The sequence below is a fragment of the Candidatus Uabimicrobium helgolandensis genome, from assembly GCF_041508025.1.
Taxonomy (GTDB): domain Bacteria; phylum Planctomycetota; class Uabimicrobiia; order Uabimicrobiales; family Uabimicrobiaceae; genus Uabimicrobium; species Uabimicrobium helgolandensis.
Genome location: NZ_CP165719.1, coordinates 3761677 through 3782569, shown reverse-complemented (window position 1 = coordinate 3782569; position 20893 = coordinate 3761677). Strand labels below are relative to the sequence as shown.

Annotated in this window: 14 protein-coding genes; 6 read left to right on the top strand and 8 right to left on the bottom strand. The window is 34.6% G+C overall.

Annotated elements, in window-relative coordinates:
- The first annotated feature begins 5 nt into the window (after window positions 1-5).
- From UABHE_RS13810 to UABHE_RS13790, 5 genes are read left to right on the top strand one after another with little or no spacing between them, the layout of a single operon-like run.
- Window positions 6-731: a metallophosphoesterase gene (locus tag UABHE_RS13810; protein WP_372370928.1), complete on the top strand. Its 726-nt coding sequence runs from the start codon at window positions 6-8 to the stop codon at window positions 729-731.
- Window positions 732-743: 12 nt separating this feature from the next.
- Window positions 744-2036, top strand: coding sequence for a tRNA (N(6)-L-threonylcarbamoyladenosine(37)-C(2))-methylthiotransferase MtaB (gene mtaB, locus UABHE_RS13805; protein WP_372370927.1), 1293 nt, complete (start codon window positions 744-746; stop codon window positions 2034-2036).
- On the top strand, window positions 2036-3358 hold the full coding sequence (gene miaB, locus UABHE_RS13800; RefSeq protein ID WP_372370926.1) for a tRNA (N6-isopentenyl adenosine(37)-C2)-methylthiotransferase MiaB: 1323 nt from the start codon (window positions 2036-2038) through the stop codon (window positions 3356-3358). The genes mtaB and miaB overlap by 1 nt, the downstream gene beginning before the upstream one ends.
- A 10-nt stretch (window positions 3359-3368) precedes the next feature.
- The gene (locus UABHE_RS13795) at window positions 3369-4709 is read left to right on the top strand and encodes a serine/threonine-protein kinase (RefSeq protein WP_372370925.1); all 1341 of its coding nucleotides are present in this window, start codon (window positions 3369-3371) and stop codon (window positions 4707-4709) included.
- Between the two features lie 32 nt (window positions 4710-4741).
- Window positions 4742-5260, top strand: a complete 519-nt coding sequence (locus UABHE_RS13790) for a hypothetical protein (protein ID WP_372370924.1) — start codon at window positions 4742-4744, stop codon at window positions 5258-5260.
- A 959-nt stretch (window positions 5261-6219) separates the two neighbouring features.
- On the opposite strand, the gene UABHE_RS13785 is transcribed toward UABHE_RS13790, so the two are convergent.
- On the bottom strand, window positions 6220-6702 hold the full coding sequence (locus UABHE_RS13785; RefSeq protein WP_372370923.1) for an HPP family protein: 483 nt from the start codon (window positions 6700-6702) through the stop codon (window positions 6220-6222).
- 670 nt (window positions 6703-7372) lie between these two features.
- On the opposite strand from UABHE_RS13785, the gene UABHE_RS13780 reads away from it, so the two are divergent.
- Window positions 7373-7810 carry a universal stress protein gene (locus tag UABHE_RS13780; RefSeq protein ID WP_372370922.1) on the top strand — a complete coding sequence of 146 codons (438 nt, stop codon included), beginning with the start codon at window positions 7373-7375 and terminating at the stop codon, window positions 7808-7810.
- Window positions 7811-7895: 85 nt separating this feature from the next.
- Here the strand turns inward: UABHE_RS13780 and UABHE_RS13775 are convergent, their stop codons facing one another.
- The 7 genes from UABHE_RS13775 to UABHE_RS13745 all read right to left on the bottom strand — a co-directional run bounded on the left by UABHE_RS13775 (window position 7896) and on the right by UABHE_RS13745 (window position 20730).
- Window positions 7896-8507, bottom strand: a complete 612-nt coding sequence (locus UABHE_RS13775; protein ID WP_372370921.1) for a hypothetical protein — start codon at window positions 8505-8507, stop codon at window positions 7896-7898.
- A 255-nt stretch (window positions 8508-8762) separates the two neighbouring features.
- Entirely contained in the window at window positions 8763-9155 is a 393-nt protein-coding gene (locus tag UABHE_RS13770) for a hypothetical protein (protein WP_372370920.1), read from the bottom strand.
- A gap of 248 nt (window positions 9156-9403) precedes the next feature.
- Entirely contained in the window at window positions 9404-10330 is a 927-nt protein-coding gene (locus UABHE_RS13765) for a pseudouridine-5'-phosphate glycosidase (protein WP_372370919.1), read from the bottom strand.
- Entirely contained in the window at window positions 10330-14841 is a 4512-nt protein-coding gene (locus UABHE_RS13760) for a tetratricopeptide repeat protein (protein ID WP_372370918.1), read from the bottom strand. The genes UABHE_RS13765 and UABHE_RS13760 overlap by 1 nt, the downstream gene beginning before the upstream one ends.
- A gap of 202 nt (window positions 14842-15043) precedes the next feature.
- A complete protein-coding gene (locus tag UABHE_RS13755) occupies window positions 15044-15511 on the bottom strand; it encodes a hypothetical protein (RefSeq protein WP_372370917.1) in 468 nt (155 codons plus the stop codon).
- A gap of 10 nt (window positions 15512-15521) precedes the next feature.
- Window positions 15522-17264: a hypothetical protein gene (locus tag UABHE_RS13750; protein ID WP_372370916.1), complete on the bottom strand. Its 1743-nt coding sequence runs from the start codon at window positions 17262-17264 to the stop codon at window positions 15522-15524.
- A 157-nt stretch (window positions 17265-17421) separates the two neighbouring features.
- Complete coding sequence (locus UABHE_RS13745) at window positions 17422-20730, bottom strand: protein kinase (RefSeq protein ID WP_372370915.1); 3309 nt, start codon at window positions 20728-20730, stop codon at window positions 17422-17424.
- Window positions 20731-20893 lie beyond the last annotated feature (163 nt).

Genomic DNA, 20893 nt, shown 5'->3' with positions numbered 1-20893 from the left:
GCTACGTGCGATATGGAATATACAGTGACATTCATGGTAACTATGAAGCTCTCGAAGCCGTTCTTGAAGTTTTTCTTCATGAGGGAGTAGATAAATATATATGCGGTGGTGATGTTGTTGGTTATGGTGCTAATCCAAAAGAATGTTTGGAAAAAGTCTTGGAACTCGATAGTATGTTAGTTGCAGGTAACCACGATTACGCTATTGCGGGGAAATTAAAAATAGACTATTTTAATCAACATGCAAGACAAGCGGTAATGTGGACACGAGAACAGTTATCTAAAAAATATAAAAATTTTCTAGCAAGTGTCGATATGGTACAAAGGTTAGATGATAAACTCACTCTTGTACACAGTACACTGAGTTTTCCAGAACTATTCGATTATATTCAAACTGGTTATGATGCTCACTTATCTCTCGAAATACTTGACACTCCTATTTGTTTTTACGGGCATTCTCATGTCCCAGTAGCATTTTTTGAAGGGCATGCTGTTACATTTTCTATGGATGATGAGATTGATGTAAATCCCGATTCAAAAGTTCTTGTTAATGTAGGTAGTGTAGGACAACCACGTGATGGTAATCCTTTAGCTAGCTGCTGTGTTTATGATGATGAACTTGGCAAAGTGTGGATTCATCGTGTAGAATATGATATAGATACCGCAGTAGAAAAAATTATGCGCGCTGGACTTCCCGAAATTCTGGCCAAACGACTTTATTATGGAAAATAATGGATATAATCAATGCTTAAAGCTTCTTTCTATACCCTAGGATGCCGATTAAATCAAGCAGAAACAGCTTTAATAAGCAGTACTTTTACAGATAATGGCTATGAAATTGTACCGTTTAGCAAATCGGCGGATGTATGTGTAATTAATTCTTGTACTGTTACTGAACACGCTGACTCTAAGTGTCGCCAGCTTGTACGTCAAGTACTAAAACGAAATCCTGAAACATACGTAGCTGTTGTGGGTTGTTACTCTCAAACAAGCTCGGAAGAACTTAAAAAGGTTGAAGGAATAGACCTTATTATTGGTACCCAAGAAAAATTAAAAGTGTTACAACATATAGATGAACCTTCAAAAACACCTGTTCCTAAAATTGTACGCGATACTGTCGATCGTAAATCCTTTACTATTGATATCAAAAATCCAAAAATAAAAACAACGCGAGCGAATATTAAAATACAAGATGGTTGTGATTTCATGTGCAGTTTTTGTGTGATACCTTTTGCACGTGGACGTGCGCGAAGCCGGGCATTTTGGGATATACAACGCGAGGCTATAGATCTTGCTTCCCAAGGTTTTAAAGAGCTTGTTGTTACTGGAGTGAATATTGGAACTTATCAATTTGAAGATAAGAGTTTTCTCGATGTGATTAAAATGCTTCTGACTATTCCAGGTTTGGAGCGTATTCGTATTAGTAGTATTGAACCTACAACTATTCCTCTCGAACTTTTAGATATAATGGCTGACAATGAAAAATTATGTTCGCATTTACACATACCACTTCAAAGTGGATGTGATAAAACCTTACAAGCAATGAGACGAAAGTACACTATTAAAGAATACATGGATTTTATAGATCTTGCTTATAAAAAAATGCCGAATGTTATGCTTGCAACTGATATTATTGTTGGATTTCCTGGGGAAACAGATGAAGATTTTGCACAAACGTGTGCAACTTTTAATAATTCTCCTTTGACCTATGTTCACGTGTTTAGCTTTTCACAACGTGATAAAACTGCAGCCAACAGATTACCTGAAAAGGTGACAACTGAAGTTAAAAAACAGCGCAGTAAAAAGCTTCATATTTTATCTAACGACAAAAAATTAAAATTTTATGAACAATCTTTAGGCCAAACGGTTAGATTGTTATTAGAAAATAAGGATCACAGTGGTCGTTGGCAAGGTTTTAGTGATAACTACATAAAAATAGCGGTGGATATACCGGGCGCCAGCAAAAACGATCTGATTAATGTACAACTAAAAGAAGTTGTAAACGATGTTGTTTACGCAACACAGGGAGAGTTTTGATGAAAATTTATTTAGAAACATATGGTTGCCAAATGAACGAATACGATTCAGAACTTATTCTGAGTATTCTTAAAAAGGCAGACCACAACATTGTAAAAAGCGCCAACGAGGCCGATGTTGCTTTTTTAAACACGTGTGCTATTCGCGAAAATGCCCACACTCGAATATATAATCGCTTGGATGAAATGCGCGGCCGCAAGAAGCGAGGACAAAAACTTGTGGTTGGTGTTTTAGGGTGTATGGCACAAAGTTTACGTGAGGAACTGAAAGACAAAGCGCCTGTTGTTGATATTATAGCAGGTCCAGATAGTTATAAGCGTTTGCCAAGTTTAATTTCCGAGGCATGTGGTGGTGATACTGGCTACGATTTATCGTTATCCGAATATGAAACTTACTCCGATATTGCTCCTGTGAGAGTTCCTGGAGTAAACGCGTGGATTGCAATTATGCGCGGGTGCGATAATTTTTGCACTTTTTGCGTTGTTCCATATACTAGAGGACGCGAAAGAAGTCGTTCTCCACAAAGTATTATTGAAGAAACAGAAGCTATTGTTGCGCAAGGTTTTAAACAAGTTACTTTGTTAGGTCAAAATGTAAATTCATACAAATACGGCAACTACGATTTCGCTGATTTAATGAAAATGGTTGGTGATGTGCCAGGAATGCGTCGTGTGCGTTTTACCTCTCCGCACCCCAAAGATTTTCCTATGAAACTTTTGCAGGTAATGAAAAATCACCCTAAACTGTGCAATCAAATTCATTTGCCCTTACAAGCAGGGAGTACAGAAGTTCTGGATCGTATGAATCGTACTTATTCTAAACAAGAATTTCTCGATGTCGTTGCAGAAATTCGCGACACAATACCAGATGTTTCTCTTTCTACAGATATTATTTGCGGTTTTTGTGGTGAGACTGACAAAGATTTTGAGGATACGATTGAAGTTGTTGAGCAAGTGCAGTTTGATTCAGCATTTATTTTTAAATATAGCGAGCGCAAAAATACTATTGCTTCGCGAAAATATCCTGATGATGTTAGTGAAGAAATAAAATCAAAACGCATTCATGAGCTAGTTCAGATTCAACGCGGTATTTCTTTGGTGCGTAACGAGTTAGATGTTGGTAAGATATTTGATGTTTTAATTGAACAACCAAGTAAAAAAAATCGCGAAGAATGGTTAGGACGTAGCGATCAAAATAAAGGTGTTGTATTTTCTGCACCGCAGAATAAACCAGGAGATTTTGTCAAAGTTAAGATAGTCTCAGCAGGAACAAATACTCTACGTGGAGAAGTTGTTACCCCTGCAGTTGCCTTTTGTGTATAAAGATAGTTTTATGAAAGCCAAATGCCCTCAGTGTCAAAAACAAGCAGAGTTTAGTTGTAAAGATATTTTTGGAGAAGATTCTAGTTGTATTTGGAATCTTCTCTACTGTATTGAATGTGGTCATGTCTTGGGACAAGCTCATATTATAATTGAAAAAGATCTCGTTAAAATAGCAACAAAAAATTTCGAACGAAAAACAGAGAAATCAGCTCTTGTATCGATATTTGAAGACTCTGTAAACGAAGATATTGATGAAACATTTGAAGATGAATTTATTACTTCTGCGAATAATACGCGTGAGTTAGAAGAGAATTTACAAGAGCAACCAGGAAGTGCTCCAGCACCGAAAGATCGCATAACATTTTTGACTTCTCAAGAGCTTAAAAATGATCGTGAAGAGGAATTACCAAAGAAAAAAATATTTGATAACACACCGCGTTCTATTTCTAACAATGCAGAAATAAGTGAAGATGAGAAAGCCAAGGCGGTATTTTCTATATCTTTTCTTAAACAACAAGCTCCTCCGTTTTTTCAATTAGATAAAGAAAAAATTATTCGCCCACTTTCAGGCGGGGGTATGGCTGAGACCTATCTTTATCAAAGTGATTTTAAAGGGCATGATGAGGTTGTTGTCAAGATTGTAAAAGCTAGTGATCAGTTTTTTGATCGCTTCAAACGCGAAGTGCGTGTACATTCTGCTTTGGAGCATCGCAATATAATTACTACACTTGAGGCAGGTGCAAGAACTCGTTATGTTTATTTAATTACCGAATATGCTGATGGCGGTGACTTACAAGCTCTTATAAAACGTAAAGGGCGTCTTAGCATTCGCACGGCGTTAGGAATTGGCATGAGTGTTGCCAACGCTTTAAACTATGGTTGGCGAGAAAAAGCTCTGATTCATCGCGATGTAAAGCCAGCAAATATTCTTTTAGATAAGAGCAATAAAATTGTTAAGCTCTCTGATTTTGGATTGGCAAAATTTGTAGATGAAGTGGCAGAAGAAACTAAAATAACACATACAGGGATTTCACTGGGAACTCCGTGCTTTTGTTCTCCAGAACAAATACATAAATTTCGCGATGCGACACATCTTTCTGATATATATTCGATTGGTTGTTTGTTGTACCACATGGTCACAGGTATTCCACCTTATGCGCTTAAATTAAAAGAGTATGGAATCTCGTATTTTTTCGACACCAAACTAGATGCAAGCAAACTTTCTTTTCATAATGTACCTTCGGTTCTCAAGAATATTATTTGTACATGTATGCAGTATGAACCAGACGATCGCTATCAGGATTATGAAGAATTTATTGATGATATGAAAAATTTTTATATTTTGTGTTAGAGTAGTATGTACTAATGCACTAGGGAGATAAAATGAACGATAGCAAACGCAAGTTAATGCTTTATGAAGCTTTAGAATTACGATCAGAGTACGAAAAAAGAATCGAAACTTGTAGGGCGTGCTTACCAGAGTTTAAAGCTCATAGTCGTCAAGCGGATGTTGTTTTTAAGGTAAGCCCTGATTTTAATGCAAAAACTATGCGCGAGAGCTTTAAAAAGCTAGAATTTAAAGCAAGTAAAATAAATATTGCTATTCAACAAGCTAATTTCTTAAATAAAATAAAATTGGATAACGAATCTATTACCATTAGTGAAGCGCTTGAAATTCGTAAAAAACTTAATGGGCAGATACAAGAATTACATTCTCAATTAGTAAAATCGGCTTATCAGCGCGTTATTTACAAAGATGATCGGGATATTGTTGAGCCTAATGAAGTTTCATTTACAGAATGCTCTGAAGGTCTTGAAAAAGCAAGGTTACGTTTTCGAGATTTGAACAGAAAAATTCGCCGCGCTTCATTTGAGATTGAAATTGATTTTTTAGACGAATAGATTTCTACAGACAGGGGAGCAAGTGCAAATGATTAAGTGATTAATCATAGCCCAGAGTTGCTTCTGTAATAGCAAAAACCCAGACGGTACGTGTTAACACGTAAATTTACAATAAACGCTAAACACTATACCTATATAGCAATGGTAGCATATAACCCTTTAGCAATATGGCTCCGCGTCTGTTTTTTTATTACTAGGGCGTGTCATCATTCAATACAGATAAAAATATAACGGATTCATTTAATGATACGCCAGTAGTATTGAGCCCGAGCTCGTTTGCGAGCCCGCGCCCGAAAACTTTTTGAGAGCGACAGAGGGTGATTTATTGGTTCGATACTAGTTTTTTGCGGTGGGGGGAGAAGCTTTGCTTCTTTGATAAGTTGTTAGTGAAAGTTTCGGAAACGGGTTCGCAAACGGGCTCGGGCTCGAAAAAACACACAATATTTTGAATGATGACACGCCTATTATTCCTTATTAATTTGGATGATACTCTAGGATAATTTTAAAATCGAATTTGAAGTCGAAATGGATTTTTAGACAAATAGATTTCTGCAGACAGGGGAGTAAGTGCAAATGATTAGGTGACTAATCATAGCCCAGAGTTGCTTCTGTAATAAGCAAAAACCGCCCGGACGTGTTGGATTGGCACGTAAAACTTACAACAAACGCCAAATACTAAACCAGCATAGCAATGGTAGCACATAACCTCTTAGCAATATGACTCCGCGTCTGTTTTTTACAATAGACAAATAGAGTGAATAGATTTTACAGACAGGGGAGCAAGCGCAAATGATTAGGTGACTAATCATAGCCCAGAGTTGCTTCTGTGATAAGCTAAAACCATTGGTACGTGTTGGACTGACATGTAAATTTACAACAAACAGTAAACACTAGACTATATAGCAGTGGTAGCATATAACCTTTTAGCAATATGGCTCCGCGTCTGTTTTTTTCTCAAATCATACAAACAAACCTTCTTCGCATGCAAAACGTAAAATATCGATGGTGCTTATAACTCCAACTAAACATTCTTCATTTTGCACAAAAATGCGATGCACTCCTGTATTTACAATTAATATAGCAATTTCCTCAATAGGTGTATTTTGGTTCACATAAAGTGTTAATGGAGTCATGACATCTTCAACAGTGAGATTTTCTTCGTCTATTTGATCATTTAGCGAAAAATAGAAACTTGAATCAATAAAAAATTGGCTAGAATCTACTTTTAGAACTTTATTTTCATCAATACTAGCACGTTCTTTTTTTACTAAATCGCGCAACGATATTACTCCACGCAATTTTTTATTATGATCAACAACAGGAGCTCCTGATATTTTGTTTTCGATAAGAACTTTTGAAGCCTCAAATAAAGTCATAGTGTTTTGCACTAAAATTAATTGTGTGCTCATGATATTTTTTGCTTTGTAGTCTTTTTTTTTCATGATGAATTCCTATAGCTTTGAAATCTTTGTTTGTTTAATTTACTCTGTGGTATTGAAAAATTTGCAAACAACATGCCAATAGACTTACTGTATCAAGCCGATTTTGTGGAAAATGTACATTTTTATGCGCGCGAGAGCATTGGATAAGATGATATTTATAGAATTGAGCTATTACAAAGTGAGTTGTGTCTAAAAAAACTTTAACAGTGTTAACAATGTTAATTAGAAACTGTTATCAATTAAAATTTTGAGAATTACTATTCAAAGTATAGAGGATGCGTTGGCTGGTGCCTTGTGCGGCTAATCTTGTAGAAGGGATTTACATATTAAAAGAATGAAAAAACGCAGCTTCATTCGAAGCGCAGAGGTATTTTAAATACTGCGTGTTAGTCATTTTTCAGATTTTTTTAAAATATTTAAGCACATAAGAAGAATTGACGTAGCCAGTCAGATAGCATCGCAAACCAGTGTTATTCTATATTTCAAGTTAAGTAGAAAGTCATTGTTTTTATGTGCTAGTTATAATGGTGGTACATAACAATACATTTTGTATCTACAGTGGCATAGTTTTAGCTAATTATGTCGTTATTACTAAGTTGTTGAATTATAAGGGAAGTGTTTCTTTATAATAAAACCATTGTAAAGCATGTATATTTGAGAGGATGATGAGATGGAAGCTATTTCTGAAATTTTTTTGGCTACAGACTTTGGGGAGCATTCGCAAAAAGCAGAACAAAAAGCAATGATAATGGCTAAGAAACTTCATGTACCACTGAGTATTGTTTATGTGCTGAATAACAAAGTAATGTCTCCTGGCTTGTACTATGAGGTTATGGATAAACATCCTGAGTGGTTAGATGGAATGCAAAAAGAAATGAGAAAGAAGTGTCGATCTCTGATTTCTGAATTGTATGAAAAATTACAAGCAACGGGACAAAAGTATATTTTTGAAGGAAATCCTAAAAAGAAAATAGTTGAGTTTACGAAAAAATATAATGTTGAATTACTTGTTATGGGAAAACGTGGTGGTAAAGAAGGACACTATATAGGTAGTGTATCTGAGTATGTTACAGAGTATGCTGATTGTTCTGTTTTACTAGTACCTTAGAGATACTTTGTGCTTTATCATACTTGTATAAACAACATCGCTCAATGACTATGGATAAGGTTACTGAGCAATGTTATTTGTTGTGTTATTTAGCAAAAATTAACCAACCACCATGTTTAAATAAATAAATCCAGTTTTCTTTTCCTTCTGTTTTAATTTGTTGCAAGCGTTTTTTACTGTTACTAAAAGATTTAACAAAATTATAGTCGATTGCTTGTGTATTTTCTTTAACAAAGATAAACCAGCCACTGTCAATGTCAACAAGTACCCAGGATTCTTTACCTTCTTGTTCAATCTGTTTTTTCCATCTTGCGGTAATCAATGCTTTTTTGGTAAATTTATTTTGAACTTTGGAATTAGATTTTGTGTATTTAGAAAAGATATATCTACCATCATACCTACCATGAGCTCGCAATCCTTCATTCGCTTTTTCTTCTATTAGTTCTTGGTATTTAGAAAAACGTTTGAAAGTTTTAGCGAAGAAGTATGTGACTGGAGTTTTATCACTTTCGCGAATAAGAGTTGCCCAGCCTGAGGAAACTTCGATAAAACGCCAACCATCTTTGCCGTCTTGCTCCAGTTGCTTTTGCCATATAGCAGGCCGACTAGCCATTTTTATATTTTTGTATTCAATGGCGCTTATAAAGATAGGGGAAAAAATTAAAACCAAAATAATTAACAATAGTGTGCGATTCATTTATTTCTCCTTAAGTATTTGTTTAATGTCAGAAGCGCTTGCTATCGGTTAGTATAATTTGTCTCTTATTTTAGAAATAGCTAGAGTATGTCGACATTTAAGATGTTATTTTGGAGCGCTCTGAATTGAAAAGCAGTGGAGCTAATCTCTAAAAGAAGCAAATTATAAATGTCGACATCCTGATTAGAAGTGAAATGAGGATAACAAGGTTGGGAATGTGTTGATGATAGGAGGGGTTCCCTCCTATATTTGAATCTATTCTTTTGTGTTTTCTTTGGCATCCTCATTGAGCTCTTTTTCGTACATGTTGATAAGCTCTTCAGGAGTTCTTTTTTTATAATCTTTGACATCTTTTGGTTCAGATGCACCAGCGATGTTTCCTGCAATGAGGAGAATAGGGCCGAAAAGTACTCCCATTGGTAAAGTAAGTATAGACAAAACTGGGTTTCCAAAACCTGTTTCAGCATACATAATATTATTTGCTGATGGACTACGATATGGATCATTTGGAAGGTTGTCATCGCCGTAAGGGTGAGGTATTTGAGTTTCTTCATGCCATACATTGTACCCTAATACATATGCAGATGTTGAGCAACTTGCTAGAACTAAGCATAATAGGAGAACCATTATTTTTGCAATTGAGTTCATTGTTTTATTCCTTTCGAAATCGAGTGATGCCAGAAATACAACGCCACTGAATTTATGTTGTTATTAGCAGCAGTTAAAGCGCATCGACATTTATCTCTCTTATAACTTTGCTATTTTAGGCTAACATTAATTTAAATTGTAGAGAGATCGCTTTCAAAGTACCTCATTACTTACTAAAATATTTCATATTCTATAAAAAACCTAAATGTCGACATGTTCTAGATAATCATTTAAATTATTGTATCTTTCTATATCTTTTTTGCAAAGTGATTTTTTGTAATCGCATACTGTTTGGCAATTTCAGCTGCTAACTTGGCGTTATTCAAAACTAAAGAAATATTAGCTTTTAGACTTTTACCTTGGGTTTTATTTACAATTTCCTGTAGAAAAAAGGGTGTAATCTTTTTACCTGAGATTTTTTTTTCTGCTGCTTGCTTTGCAATTTCGCGGATATATTTGTCGATAAGTGTGTAAGATATTTCTTGGTTTTTCTCAATAGGGTTGGCGATTATGATACCACCAGGTTGATCTAATTTATTCCATTTATAGTCCATAATTTTTGCGATTTCAACTGTACTATTAGTGCGTAAAATGTGGTAATTACTATCACTACTATAAAATAGTGGCCAAGTATCGCATTTGTATCCAATAGCAAGTATACTAAGTGTTTCTAAGCGTTCAATGGTTTTTTCTATGTCGAGAATGGATTTCATTCCAGCGCAAACGACTGCTAAGCTATTGTTTTTTATTTCAAGTAAATCAGCGGAGACATCAAAAGTTTCGTTGACCCCACGATGAACTCCGCCAATTCCTCCTGTTGCAAATACGCGAATATTTGCCATTTGTGCACAATAAGCTGTACTTGCTACTGTTGTTGCACCATTTTTTTGGGTAGCTAATAAATAAGGTAAATCTTTAGTACTTGCTTTGATAATATTTTTTGATGTTGCTAAGGTAAGGAGCTCTTCTTCTTGCAAACCTATTTTAATTTTACCATTTATTACTGCAATTGTCGCTGGTACTGCTCCTAGCGAACGAATAGTACTCTCAATTTGCTTAGCCACTGCTAAATTTTGAGGATAAGGCATACCAAAAGAAATAATAGTGGACTCCAGTGCAACTATTGGTATTCCGACTTCAAAAGCGTTTGCTACTTCTTTGGAATATTCTATCATTATTGTTCTTTCTCAATTTGAGAAATAACTTGTAGATATTTTTTGGCTAAGACTTTTTTCTTGGTGCCAAATAGTGCTTTTTGAAAATGGGTTTTTGCCTTTGGCAGATTTTGCAATTTGTAGTAGCTAAGACCTAAGTAATAAAATGCGTCTTTATTGTTTGTATCTATTTGGATAACCGTAGCAAAGTCATTGACAGCATTTTTATATTTTTTTAACTTTAAGTATATCTTACCTCTATTTTCTAAAGCGTTGGCATTGCTGCGATCTGAGTCGATAGCTTTTGAAATTTCAGATAGAGCTTCTTTGTATTTTTTGAGCGCGTACAAAGTAATTGCGTAGTTAGTGCGCGCTAAAGAATGAGATGAATCCATTCTTATTGCTTGTTTGTAGTAGTCCATTGCTTTTTGTAATTTTCCTAATTGCGAATAACAGTAGCCTAAATAATGGTAGCTATCTGTTTCCAACGCTATGTGATTTTTGGCTTGTAAGAAGCTGCGAATCGCTGATTTGTATTGTTTTAGTTTAACTTCGCAAATACCTTTATTCTCTCTAGCTTTATAATTTTCAGGAGAAAGAACAGCTAGGTTTTTATAGTCTTTAAATGCGCGACTATATAATTCTAATTTTTGATAACTTTGTGCTCTTAAATAGAGTGCTGTGACGTTTTGCGAATCATATTTGATATAAGTAGAAAGATCAACAACAGCTTCGCGATACATTCCTTTTGAATGGTAAATGTTACCTCTTAAGTAGTAAGCTTTACGATTTTTTGTACGACGTTTAATTGCCATAGATAATGTTACTAAAGCTTGCTCGTGTCTTTGCTCAAAATAATAGCTATAGCCAAGATAGTAAAGCGATTCTAGATAACCAGTTTGTTGTTCCTTGATTTTTTGTAGTTTGGGTATGCTTTCATTGTATTTTTGTAATTGAACATAGCATCTTGCAGCGCCGTAGAGATATTCTAAATTATTGGGACTGATTTTTAGACGTTTTTCATATAGCTCTGCCAAATTAGCATAATTTTTTGCTTTTAAATATAATCGAAGTAAGTACTTATAGGCTTTTTCATTACTTTTGTCTAGAAGCAATATTTTTTCGTAAGACAGTTTTGCGCGGTTGTCTTTGAATCGTTCATACAAGCGTGCTTGGTTAATAAGCAGTTTTAAATCCTGAGGATTTATTTGAAGTAAATAGTTTATGTCTTTTAAAGCGCGCTTATCTTTTCGGGAGGTATAACTCTTGGCTCGTAATCGTATGACCTGTTCTTTTTGGAAAGAGCGTTTTACTAGTAAAGACGCGTCAGAAATTACTTTTGTGTGCTTTTTTAATTTAAAATTTAAATTTGCTCTTTCCCAATAATATGAATTGTTTTCAGGTTGTAACTCAATTAAAACATCTAAAGTAGCTACTGCTTGTGTAAGATTTTGTTGTTTTTGCTGTAAGGTTAAAGCTGCCTTGAGTCCAGGGAGATATTTCGTGTCTAATTTAATAGCATGTTGGAATTCACTTAACGCTAATTTGTAATTATTTCTTTTTAGAAACATTTGCCCGCGTTGAAAGTGTATTATCTTTGTTTTTACTAGTGATTCTCTAATAGGTTGTACATCAATATTTTGTATTTTGTATTTTTCTAGAGTATCTGTAACTAGAGCATTTGTGTAATAATCAATAGCTTTATCATTTTTTTTATTTTGAGAGCTAATGAGGCCGCAATAAAAAAGAGCTTCTTTGGTGTTTATTTTGGATAACGAAGTATCAAAAGACTGTCTTGCGTCTTTGAAATTCTTCTCTTTGTATAGCAGAATACCTTTGTAATAATATAACCATGCTAGTGTTTTTGAATTTTCCTGATCTGCGCCATTTTCAAATGCGATGTTGAGCGACTCTAAAGCTAGTGTAGGTTGTTGTTTTAGCCAAATGATAGAAAGTAAGTAATTAGCTTTCCAAAAATCAGGTGATTTTTTTAAGATATAATTCAAGTCTTTTCGAGCCTTGTCTTCCATATTTCTTTTGTAGAAAACGCGCGCGCGTAGATAATAAAAATCTATAGATTTATTGCCTTTTATACGTTTTAAGTATGAATAGGATTTCTTTATTTCTCCACTTAAGTAGTAGCATTTTGCTGCGCCCAAATACGATTTAGTTAGGTGTTTTTGCGCAGAAAGTTTTTTAAAGCAAGCAAGAGCATCTTTGTATTTTTCTAAGGCAATATAAGAATGTCCTTTAATGTTAACAAACTCAGGAGAGGGGTTTTTAAGTTTATTAATTTGACTGATAACAGTAGCATATTCTTCATTGTTGAATGCTATTTTTAAGTTCTCAAGATGCGTTTCATTAGTATTATGGGAGTCTAAATTTTTATTTTCTTCGCGAATTTGTTCTTGTGTTGGTTGTTTAACAACTTCTATTTTCTTTTCTGCCGGCTGCTTTTCTAAGTCTTCGGAATATTCTATATTTTTTGTTGTTTGAACGTTTTTTTTGTCATTGTTTTGTTTCTCTGTTTGCTCAGGAACCTTATGTTGTTCCTCCTTTTTACTCGCTTTTGCTGATGGAGAAATCGAGTTGACGTATTCAGGAAAACGTATGAATACAGTAATCGCTGCGCATAAAAACAAAGTAAAAAGAAGCAGTTGTAGCGGTAAACGTCTTTTTTTAGCGTATCGAGCACCTTTACCAATAATAACGAGCTCGAAGTCTTGTATGAGTTCTTCAGGAGTTTGATAGCGATTTTCTTTTTTAGGTTCAAGCATTTTTCCTAAGATTTGTTTCATTACTGTTGAAAGGCATTTTTCTTTTTTTACATAGCCGTTTCCCAGTGAAATAATTTTATGATAAATGACTCCTGGAGGAACAGAGCTATCAAAACGCGATGTACCGGTCATGGCGTAAAACAGCGTTGCGCCTAAAGAATATATATCAGAACGAATATCTATATCATTGTCCATCTGTAGTTGTTCAGGAGACATGTAGGAAGGAGTTCCTACTGCTGAACCTGGAAAAGTAATGTCACTGCTTGCTTGGGTATCTTTGATAAGCCCCAAGTCTGCAAGTTTTGCTGTCTGATTTTTGTCGAGAAGAATATTACTCGGTTTTATGTCCCTATGTATTAAATGGTTTTCATGTAGATATTTAAGCGCCCCTGCTATAGACAAACCAATACGTAGAATCTCTTTTTCATTGACCTTATTTTTTCCTATTATATCAAGAAGGGTTGTTCCACCATCAACGTACTCCATTACAATATAGCATAGGTTTTTTTGGAACCCAAAATCAATGGCAGAAACAATACTCGGATGACGTAACTTTGCCATCGTTTTCGCCTCGAGTTCCAAGCGCTTGATGTAGACTTCATCAATTGCTAAACTTGGTCGTACTACTTTAATAGCGACATCGCGTTGTAAACTTTTCTGACGCGCTTTATACACTGTGCCCATTGCCCCGCGCCCTAGTTCTTCCATAATTTCATAACCAGGAAATTGTTCATCTACGGGCTCTTCTTTATTGTAAGTACGGCTTATTGTTTCAGAGCTATGTGTTTTTATACGCCGACTCGCTGTTTCTTCCATACTGGTGATAACATTTTGAATATTTTTTTTATCTTCGTCTTCGACTTCTTTAGATTCTAGTAAAACATTGTAAAGGCGTCTTGTTTCTGATGTGTTGTTTTCTTTTTTGCTAGACTCTGCCAAATCCATTATTTGTTCGGGAGACATTTTTACAAGGTAGCTATGTTTTTCTAAATCGAGAACTAAATTACAAAACCATAAAGGGTCTATAGAAAGCAGCGGAATAATTTCATGCAAGGTCATTTGTTTATTGAAGAAAGATAAATTTTTCTCTACTCGTTCGCCAATACAATTGAGAAATATTTTGTTAGCATCTTTGTCAAAATTTCCAGAATATAAAATATAATTTTCATGAAGATATTCGCGTAGTTCATTTTTTAAATTTTGGTTCATGTACAAAATGATATTCAAATTTTGTAATTGTTCGCAAATAAATTGCCACCTTTTAAGATATCCGTTAATTTGCGAGGTAATTTTTTCTATAGATGTTCTAAACTGAAAAGTCTGTAAATAAGGATTACCATACATACTTGATTGTTCAATTTTTCTTTCCGAAACTTTATATTTACCTTCTTGCCAGATAAATACTTCTGCAACTTCTTCGAAAAGAGCCTGATTGATAGCTATTTGTAAGTGTTCAGCGGATAGTTTTTTTGAATCTACTAAAATTTCGCAGTAGTGTTTTCTTAATTTGACTTGTTGCAAAAAAGCATTGTACAAGTCTTCGCATGGTACAAAACCTTGCTGTAAGAGAGCAAAGCCGACATTTCCCATTTGTCTATTACGATTAGAAGTAAACCACGATGTGAAATAGCCGCTTTCATAATTAAATTGCTTTATTACATAAGGATTTTTCATTTCAAGAGAACCATTACCGCCATTAGAAAAAGTGTTTAGCGCATCTTGTAATTCTTCAATATTGGAAATGTTTGTATTCATATTCTCATCCTAAAACTAAGCGATTAGGTAACCAGTTAAGTGAACTGCAAAGTTCTGCAGCTCACTTTTATAGGGCGTGTTGACATTTAGATTTTACGTTATATAAAATATTTTAGATATTTGCATTTTGTAGTTGTAAAGTAATATTGTACTCATATCTAAAATAGCCAATTGATTATAAGGAGATAAATGTTTAGTGCACCTACTTGCGTACCACTTCAAATTCAGCCACTATTTTGAGATTTTTTGGAATATTTTTTGATGTAACGTAAGCAATTCCGCCAGGTTCTTTTTGTAAAATGGATATTAAATCTTTTGCTCTTTTAATTATAAATGGCCTTGGAGGACCTGCCATAAACTTCTGATAATTCCAATATCGCGTAACTTCAGATGAGGTCATTCGTAAAACTTGCTCGTAAAATGCTTTTTGTAGAGGTGGATAATCGTAACGTTTTACAACAACAAGATGATCCCATTTTCCTTTTTTGCCTAAATAAAGCCTTCGCAGTTCCTTCACTGCTATTTTTTCGCTGGGATTGGTTTGATGAACTACTAGGTATAGTGTTCTTTTCTGAGATTCAGCGTACTGCTCACTGGGAGTTTTAGTGGTTGTTTTACACCCACAAATAACCAAGGCAATGACGCAACAAATATTTAGTATTTTCTTCATCATGATTTCCTTAAAAACTAACGTTAAACGAGGAAAAGAAAGCACCAAAGTCGCGATCATCGACATCGGCAAATTTGATAATGATGTATTCTGCTTTTAAAACAACGGCAGGATTTACTTTCCAGTTTAGACCGAATGTATATTCCCTAAAACTTCCCAATTCTTTGGAAACTTTGTTGTTTGCCTGCACAACACCAAGGCGTGCAAATGGTGTTAAGAGCCCAATTAAGCCAAATTGCTCTATGTCAATTTCGTACGCAAATTGTGTGTAGGCGCCGTACTCTTGAAAAGAGTTTCCTTTAACTTGTACACCAGTGAGAGGACCTACAGCTGTTTTTAGAGGTTTTATAAAGTTTACAATAAATTCGCTTTGTACGGAGAAGTTCTGAAAACGGAAGCGAAAATCAAAACCGATGGCGCGGTCTAAATATTCATCTAAAGGTTCTCCAATAGCACTAAAACCATCAAGTTCAAGATCGACTATTGTTTGTACATCGTTTTCAGCAATAAAAACTTGGGCGATGAGGTTTTGGATATCTGCACCATTAAATTCCTGGCCTTGTACTTTACCTGTATAGGCTGAGACACCAAAAGCAAGTTCGTTAAAAACTTTAGTATAAGGAAATTGAATTTCTAATCTTCCTCCGTAGGCTTTGTTGTTTTGGTTATCTTGTGTTGGTAGAGCTGCTTCTTCTATTTGGACCTTACCGTTTCCTACCCATGCATAGTATTTTAGGTCAAAGTATTCGAAATCTACCAATCCATTTGCTTGGATCCCTGTGGTTCTTTCTGGGAATATTTGGCGCCGTAATAAAATAGGTGTAAAGGTTGAAAGTAAAATAGGAGCTCCGTGCTCTAAATTCCAAATCCCGTAAGGTATGAAAAATGTTCCACCGCGGACTTTTAACCAGTCTCTGTATTCCCACTCAGCCCAAGCACGTTCGATGATAACTTCTCCGGATCGGTTTACTTGTCCTAGTTCAAATACTTCAGTAAATGGTTGATATAGAAAACGTAGCTCAGTAAAAAAACGGAAGTTTTCGTAAAAACGTGCGTCAAAGTAAAGATTTATGTGCGAGTTATTAAAGGATGCTTCACTAGGAAATAGAGATTCTACTGTTGAACTATTTGTTTGGAAATCGCTATATTCTAGAGAGAAGAAACCACTAACTGACAGTACATCGTTAGTTAAACGCCTCGATTGTTCGGCGATATAGCCTCCCTGCACATTAGCCGCGTTGCGAAGATAAAATTCTGTTTCGTCTTCTTCACCGAAATCGTCTTCGATCTCAAGTTCCGCTTCTTCTGAAAAATACTCTTCTGCATTTGATGGATCTTCTTCAGTTGTTTGCTGTTCTTCTGTAAAAGAATCGAGCTGTTCGTCTTCTGCAAAAGGATCAACAAGCTGTTCTTCTACAAAAACATCATCTTCTGCAAAAGGATCAAGTGCATCTTCTTCCGAAAAAAGATCTTCATCTTTTACAGACGTTTTTTTCAATTGTTCAACTTCATTACGTAGCTTTTTTAATTCGCCATGATCTTTCTCGTGTTTTTGGTCGCGATTTTTGAGTTTGCCGATTTCTTGTTTTAACGAATCAACTTCTTGTTGAGATTTTTTATCTTTTTCTAAAAGTTGCTGAACTGCACTTTTTAGAAATTCAATTTCTTCTTTTAATTTATCTACGTCTTTTTTTTGGTCATCCGCAAACACGAATGACATGATTAAGATTAGATATATAATACTTTTTTTCATAAATTCACTCCTGATAGTAAGTTTGTTTTAAACTTACTTTAGTTGTTCTTAACAAACGCTTATCCCTTATTGATAAAAAATGTTAGCGCGTCCGCTCTAGTACTTCAAAACTTGTACACAGTACTAGTTAATTGAATTAGTTTGTTAAGTAGAATAACTACTGACCTTTTGCTTTTATTTCTTGTAAATGAAAACGAATAGAAGCTTTTTTTCTTTTGTCGCGTATAGTTTTTATAGCTATATCGAAAACTTTTTGGGCTTTATCGTATTTGCTTTGTTTAAAAAAAGTAAGCCCTTGGTAGTAATGTAGATGACTTAATACTCTTTTGCTTAGTTTCTTCTTTTCTTGGAGAGCAAGGGAAAGATCTTTTGTGCTCTCTTGTAACCTGTTTAAAAAGTAGTAAGCCACTCCTCTATAAAAAAGTAAATACGGTCTGGTGTCTTTAAGCACTAAGTCTGTTGCAAAGACTTTATTGACAGCATCGGCAACCCGCAAATACTTTTCTGTACGATAAAAGATTTGAATCAATCTTTGGTAGGCTTCTAAGTTTTCATGTGCCTGAACAATCGTTTGATAATCTTTAATCGCCATGTCTAGATTTCCTTGTTCTTCATATATTTTACCACGTAGTAGTAACACTCGAGTATTATCGGGGTAAGAAGCTAGGTATTTTTCTGTTTTCTGGAGCGCTAAATCATATTTCTTTAGACGTATTAAAGCTTTTATTTGTAAAGGTAGCGCTTCTTGTAGCTGAAAGTTCTTTTGTATAAGAATATTTAAAATAGGTAAGGCTTCTTGCCATTTGGGTAATTTAAATAAATTTATTGCTTTATTTAATAAAGCATGATTTTGCTCTTGTGGAAAGTTATTTATTATGAAGTCGAGGTGCTCTACCACTTCTTGGTATTTTTTTTGGCTCTCTAAAATGATTACTTGCATTTTTAAATAATCGATATTTTGAGGATTTTGACGTAGTGCTTGGTTAATATATTTTAGAGATGTGTTATTATTACCTGTTTTGTAAAAAGATTTAGCTAAATAAGCAAATACCTTATCTTCACCTAGTTCTAAGTCTTTAGAGGAGACATTCAAATTGTATTGATTTTGCAAACTGCTAAACTTTGCGCTATTTTTTTGAAGTAAGATAATGGCCTGTTTGTAGTTATTTAGGTAATACGAAACTACTCCTAAGTAGTATGATATTTCTTGTTTTTCTTCTATATTTTGTGCTAATGAGAATTGAGCTTTTGCTTCTTCGTATTTTTTATTGCGAAACAGGACTACTCCGTATGAGTAGTGGAGCCATTGTTGTAATTGTTGTGGTTGTTTCTCTAAAGAGGAGAAAAGTTTTTGGAACCACTTAACTTCAAAAGTAGTTATTCCCATTAGATAGTAAGCACGCCAATATTTTTTATCCACAGATATTGCGTTTTTCAAATTTTTTATTGTTAGGTTTTTATTGTTTTGTTGGAAGTGAATACGTGCTTGTAAATAGTATAAACGAGCCTGCTTTTTGATCTTGAGTGCTTTTTTTATGTGAAGTGATGCTTCGGTTGTTGATTTTGTTTTGAAAATGGAGTAAGAATAAGCCCACAATACTTCTAAATCTTTCGGATATTGAATAGCAACGTTTGTGAAATATCTTACGGCTTGGTTATATTTTTTTAATTTGAAATAGCTTAAAGCACGTATTTTTTGTATATCGTTTGCCAATGGATTTTTTACTAAATAAATATCAGCTTGTTGTATTGCAGTTTGGTACTCATTGTTGATAAAAGATTTTTCTATATTTGTGTGATTTTGAATATTTTCAAACTTATGGTAGCCCCAAAAACTGAAAAATCCTAAGAGGGCGATAGTCGAGATGAGTACTACACGGCGAAATTGACGACGGATTGTATTTTTAGTATTGATCATGCGTCGCGAATATGGTCTTCTACCTGCTTTGACATCACAAAAGTCTTTCCAGAGCTCTTTGGTACTAGAACAGCGAAATTCTGGCATTTTCTCCAGCAACTGATATAAAAATTCGCGAACAGGACTTGATACTTCAATATCATAAATACTTGGTTCTGGGGGATGCTCTGTCATGTGCCCCTGGGCAACTTCTAAAAAATTTCCTTGAAAAGGAGTATGACCAGTTAACATGACATACAAAGTTACACCTAGTGAGTATACATCTGTACGGTAATCCAGCTCTTTCCCCATGCACTGCTCAGGAGACATGTAAAAAGGAGTACCCAATATAACATTATCTTGGGTCAGTTGTGAATCGCTATTGATTGCCTTTGCAAGTCCGAGGTCACAGATTTTTACTTTATCTGTTGTTAACATAATATTGTCAGGTTTTAAATCGCGATGGATGATGTTTTTTTCCCAAGCAAAAATCATTGTTTCTAGTGCTTTTCCAAAAATAGCTAACGCCTCTTTTTCTTCGATAATATTTGCAGATTTAATTTTTGAAGTTAGAGTAACACCATCAATATATTCCATTACAATGTAGTAAATTTCGTTTATTTCACCGAAATTGTAGGCTTTGGTAATACCTGAATGATCTAATGATTGTGCTAGGTTACATTCTCTTATAAAGCGTTGTAAGTCGATAGATTGTACATTTTCTTTATCGTAGAATACTTTGATAGCAACGTGATCTTTCGTTATTTTATCGTGGCCCTTATAAACAAGACCCATTCCTCCTTCAGCAATAATCTTATTTGCTTCATAACCTTCGATCAATGATTTACCTGAGACATCTTTTAGCAGTGAAATATAATCAAGAGTACATGTATCTACCATTTTTAGGTGGTTTATTAGGTCATATAAACGCACAAAATAGTCATCTTGTTCTAGTTCGCGTTGTTTGCGTAAAAGATTTTTCATGTCATCAGGAGACATTATGTCGAAATCAAGTAAGAACTTACGAAGTATATCGTCGGCAATTGAGATTTTACGTACGGCTGATGATTGGGTACCAATTTTTGCTTTTTCAAGTGATAACTTTTGAGTAGAGCGAACAACTAAGGATTTACTAGTGAGGACTTTATGTATGCCTTGCATACGATTTATTCGCGAGTTTATTACGGAAATTAAGTAATCTGGATGTATTGGTTTTTCTATAAAATCGTCAGCGCCGGCATCGTAAGCGTAGAGAATATTATCGGGATTATCGTTGGTTGAAATAACCACAATTGGCACTACAATATCATTACGCTCTTGACGCATTGTTTGAATAAATTTTATTGTATCGAACTCAGGAATGTGAAAATCAAGTAGTATTAAGTCAGGTTGGAAAGACTTGTAATTACTCTCTACTTGATCAAATTCTTGCACAATAAAACAGGTCATACCCGCTTCATTTAGAATCATAGCGCAAAAATTAGCAATTGTAAGTTCATCATCAACAACAAGTATTCTCTTTTTTCGTTGTTGTGGCCTATCGTCCAAAGTCATAGTATTAGCTTTCAAATTAGCTCTAAATTTTTATTTTACAGAAATCATTATATCTGTAACTAAAAATCTCTTTTATAGACGACAAGTCGTCTATAAATCCAGTGTAGTATATTGTACATAACGCAACGTACTTAACTAAAAATGCCAAACCACATTAGATTTAAGACATTCTAACAAA

Coding starts and splice junctions, on each gene's coding strand:
- mtaB (WP_372370927.1), top strand. CDS start 744: ATGCTTAAAGCTTCTTTCTATACCCTAGGATGCCGATTAAATCAAGCA.
- miaB (WP_372370926.1), top strand. CDS start 2,036: ATGAAAATTTATTTAGAAACATATGGTTGCCAAATGAACGAATACGAT.
- UABHE_RS13795 (WP_372370925.1), top strand. CDS start 3,369: ATGAAAGCCAAATGCCCTCAGTGTCAAAAACAAGCAGAGTTTAGTTGT.
- UABHE_RS13790 (WP_372370924.1), top strand. CDS start 4,742: ATGAACGATAGCAAACGCAAGTTAATGCTTTATGAAGCTTTAGAATTA.
- UABHE_RS13785 (WP_372370923.1), bottom strand. CDS start 6,702: ATGAAAAAAAAAGACTACAAAGCAAAAAATATCATGAGCACACAATTA.
- UABHE_RS13780 (WP_372370922.1), top strand. CDS start 7,373: ATGGAAGCTATTTCTGAAATTTTTTTGGCTACAGACTTTGGGGAGCAT.
- UABHE_RS13775 (WP_372370921.1), bottom strand. CDS start 8,507: ATGAATCGCACACTATTGTTAATTATTTTGGTTTTAATTTTTTCCCCT.
- UABHE_RS13770 (WP_372370920.1), bottom strand. CDS start 9,155: ATGAACTCAATTGCAAAAATAATGGTTCTCCTATTATGCTTAGTTCTA.
- UABHE_RS13765 (WP_372370919.1), bottom strand. CDS start 10,330: ATGATAGAATATTCCAAAGAAGTAGCAAACGCTTTTGAAGTCGGAATA.
- UABHE_RS13760 (WP_372370918.1), bottom strand. CDS start 14,841: ATGAATACAAACATTTCCAATATTGAAGAATTACAAGATGCGCTAAAC.
- UABHE_RS13755 (WP_372370917.1), bottom strand. CDS start 15,511: ATGAAGAAAATACTAAATATTTGTTGCGTCATTGCCTTGGTTATTTGT.
- UABHE_RS13750 (WP_372370916.1), bottom strand. CDS start 17,264: ATGAAAAAAAGTATTATATATCTAATCTTAATCATGTCATTCGTGTTT.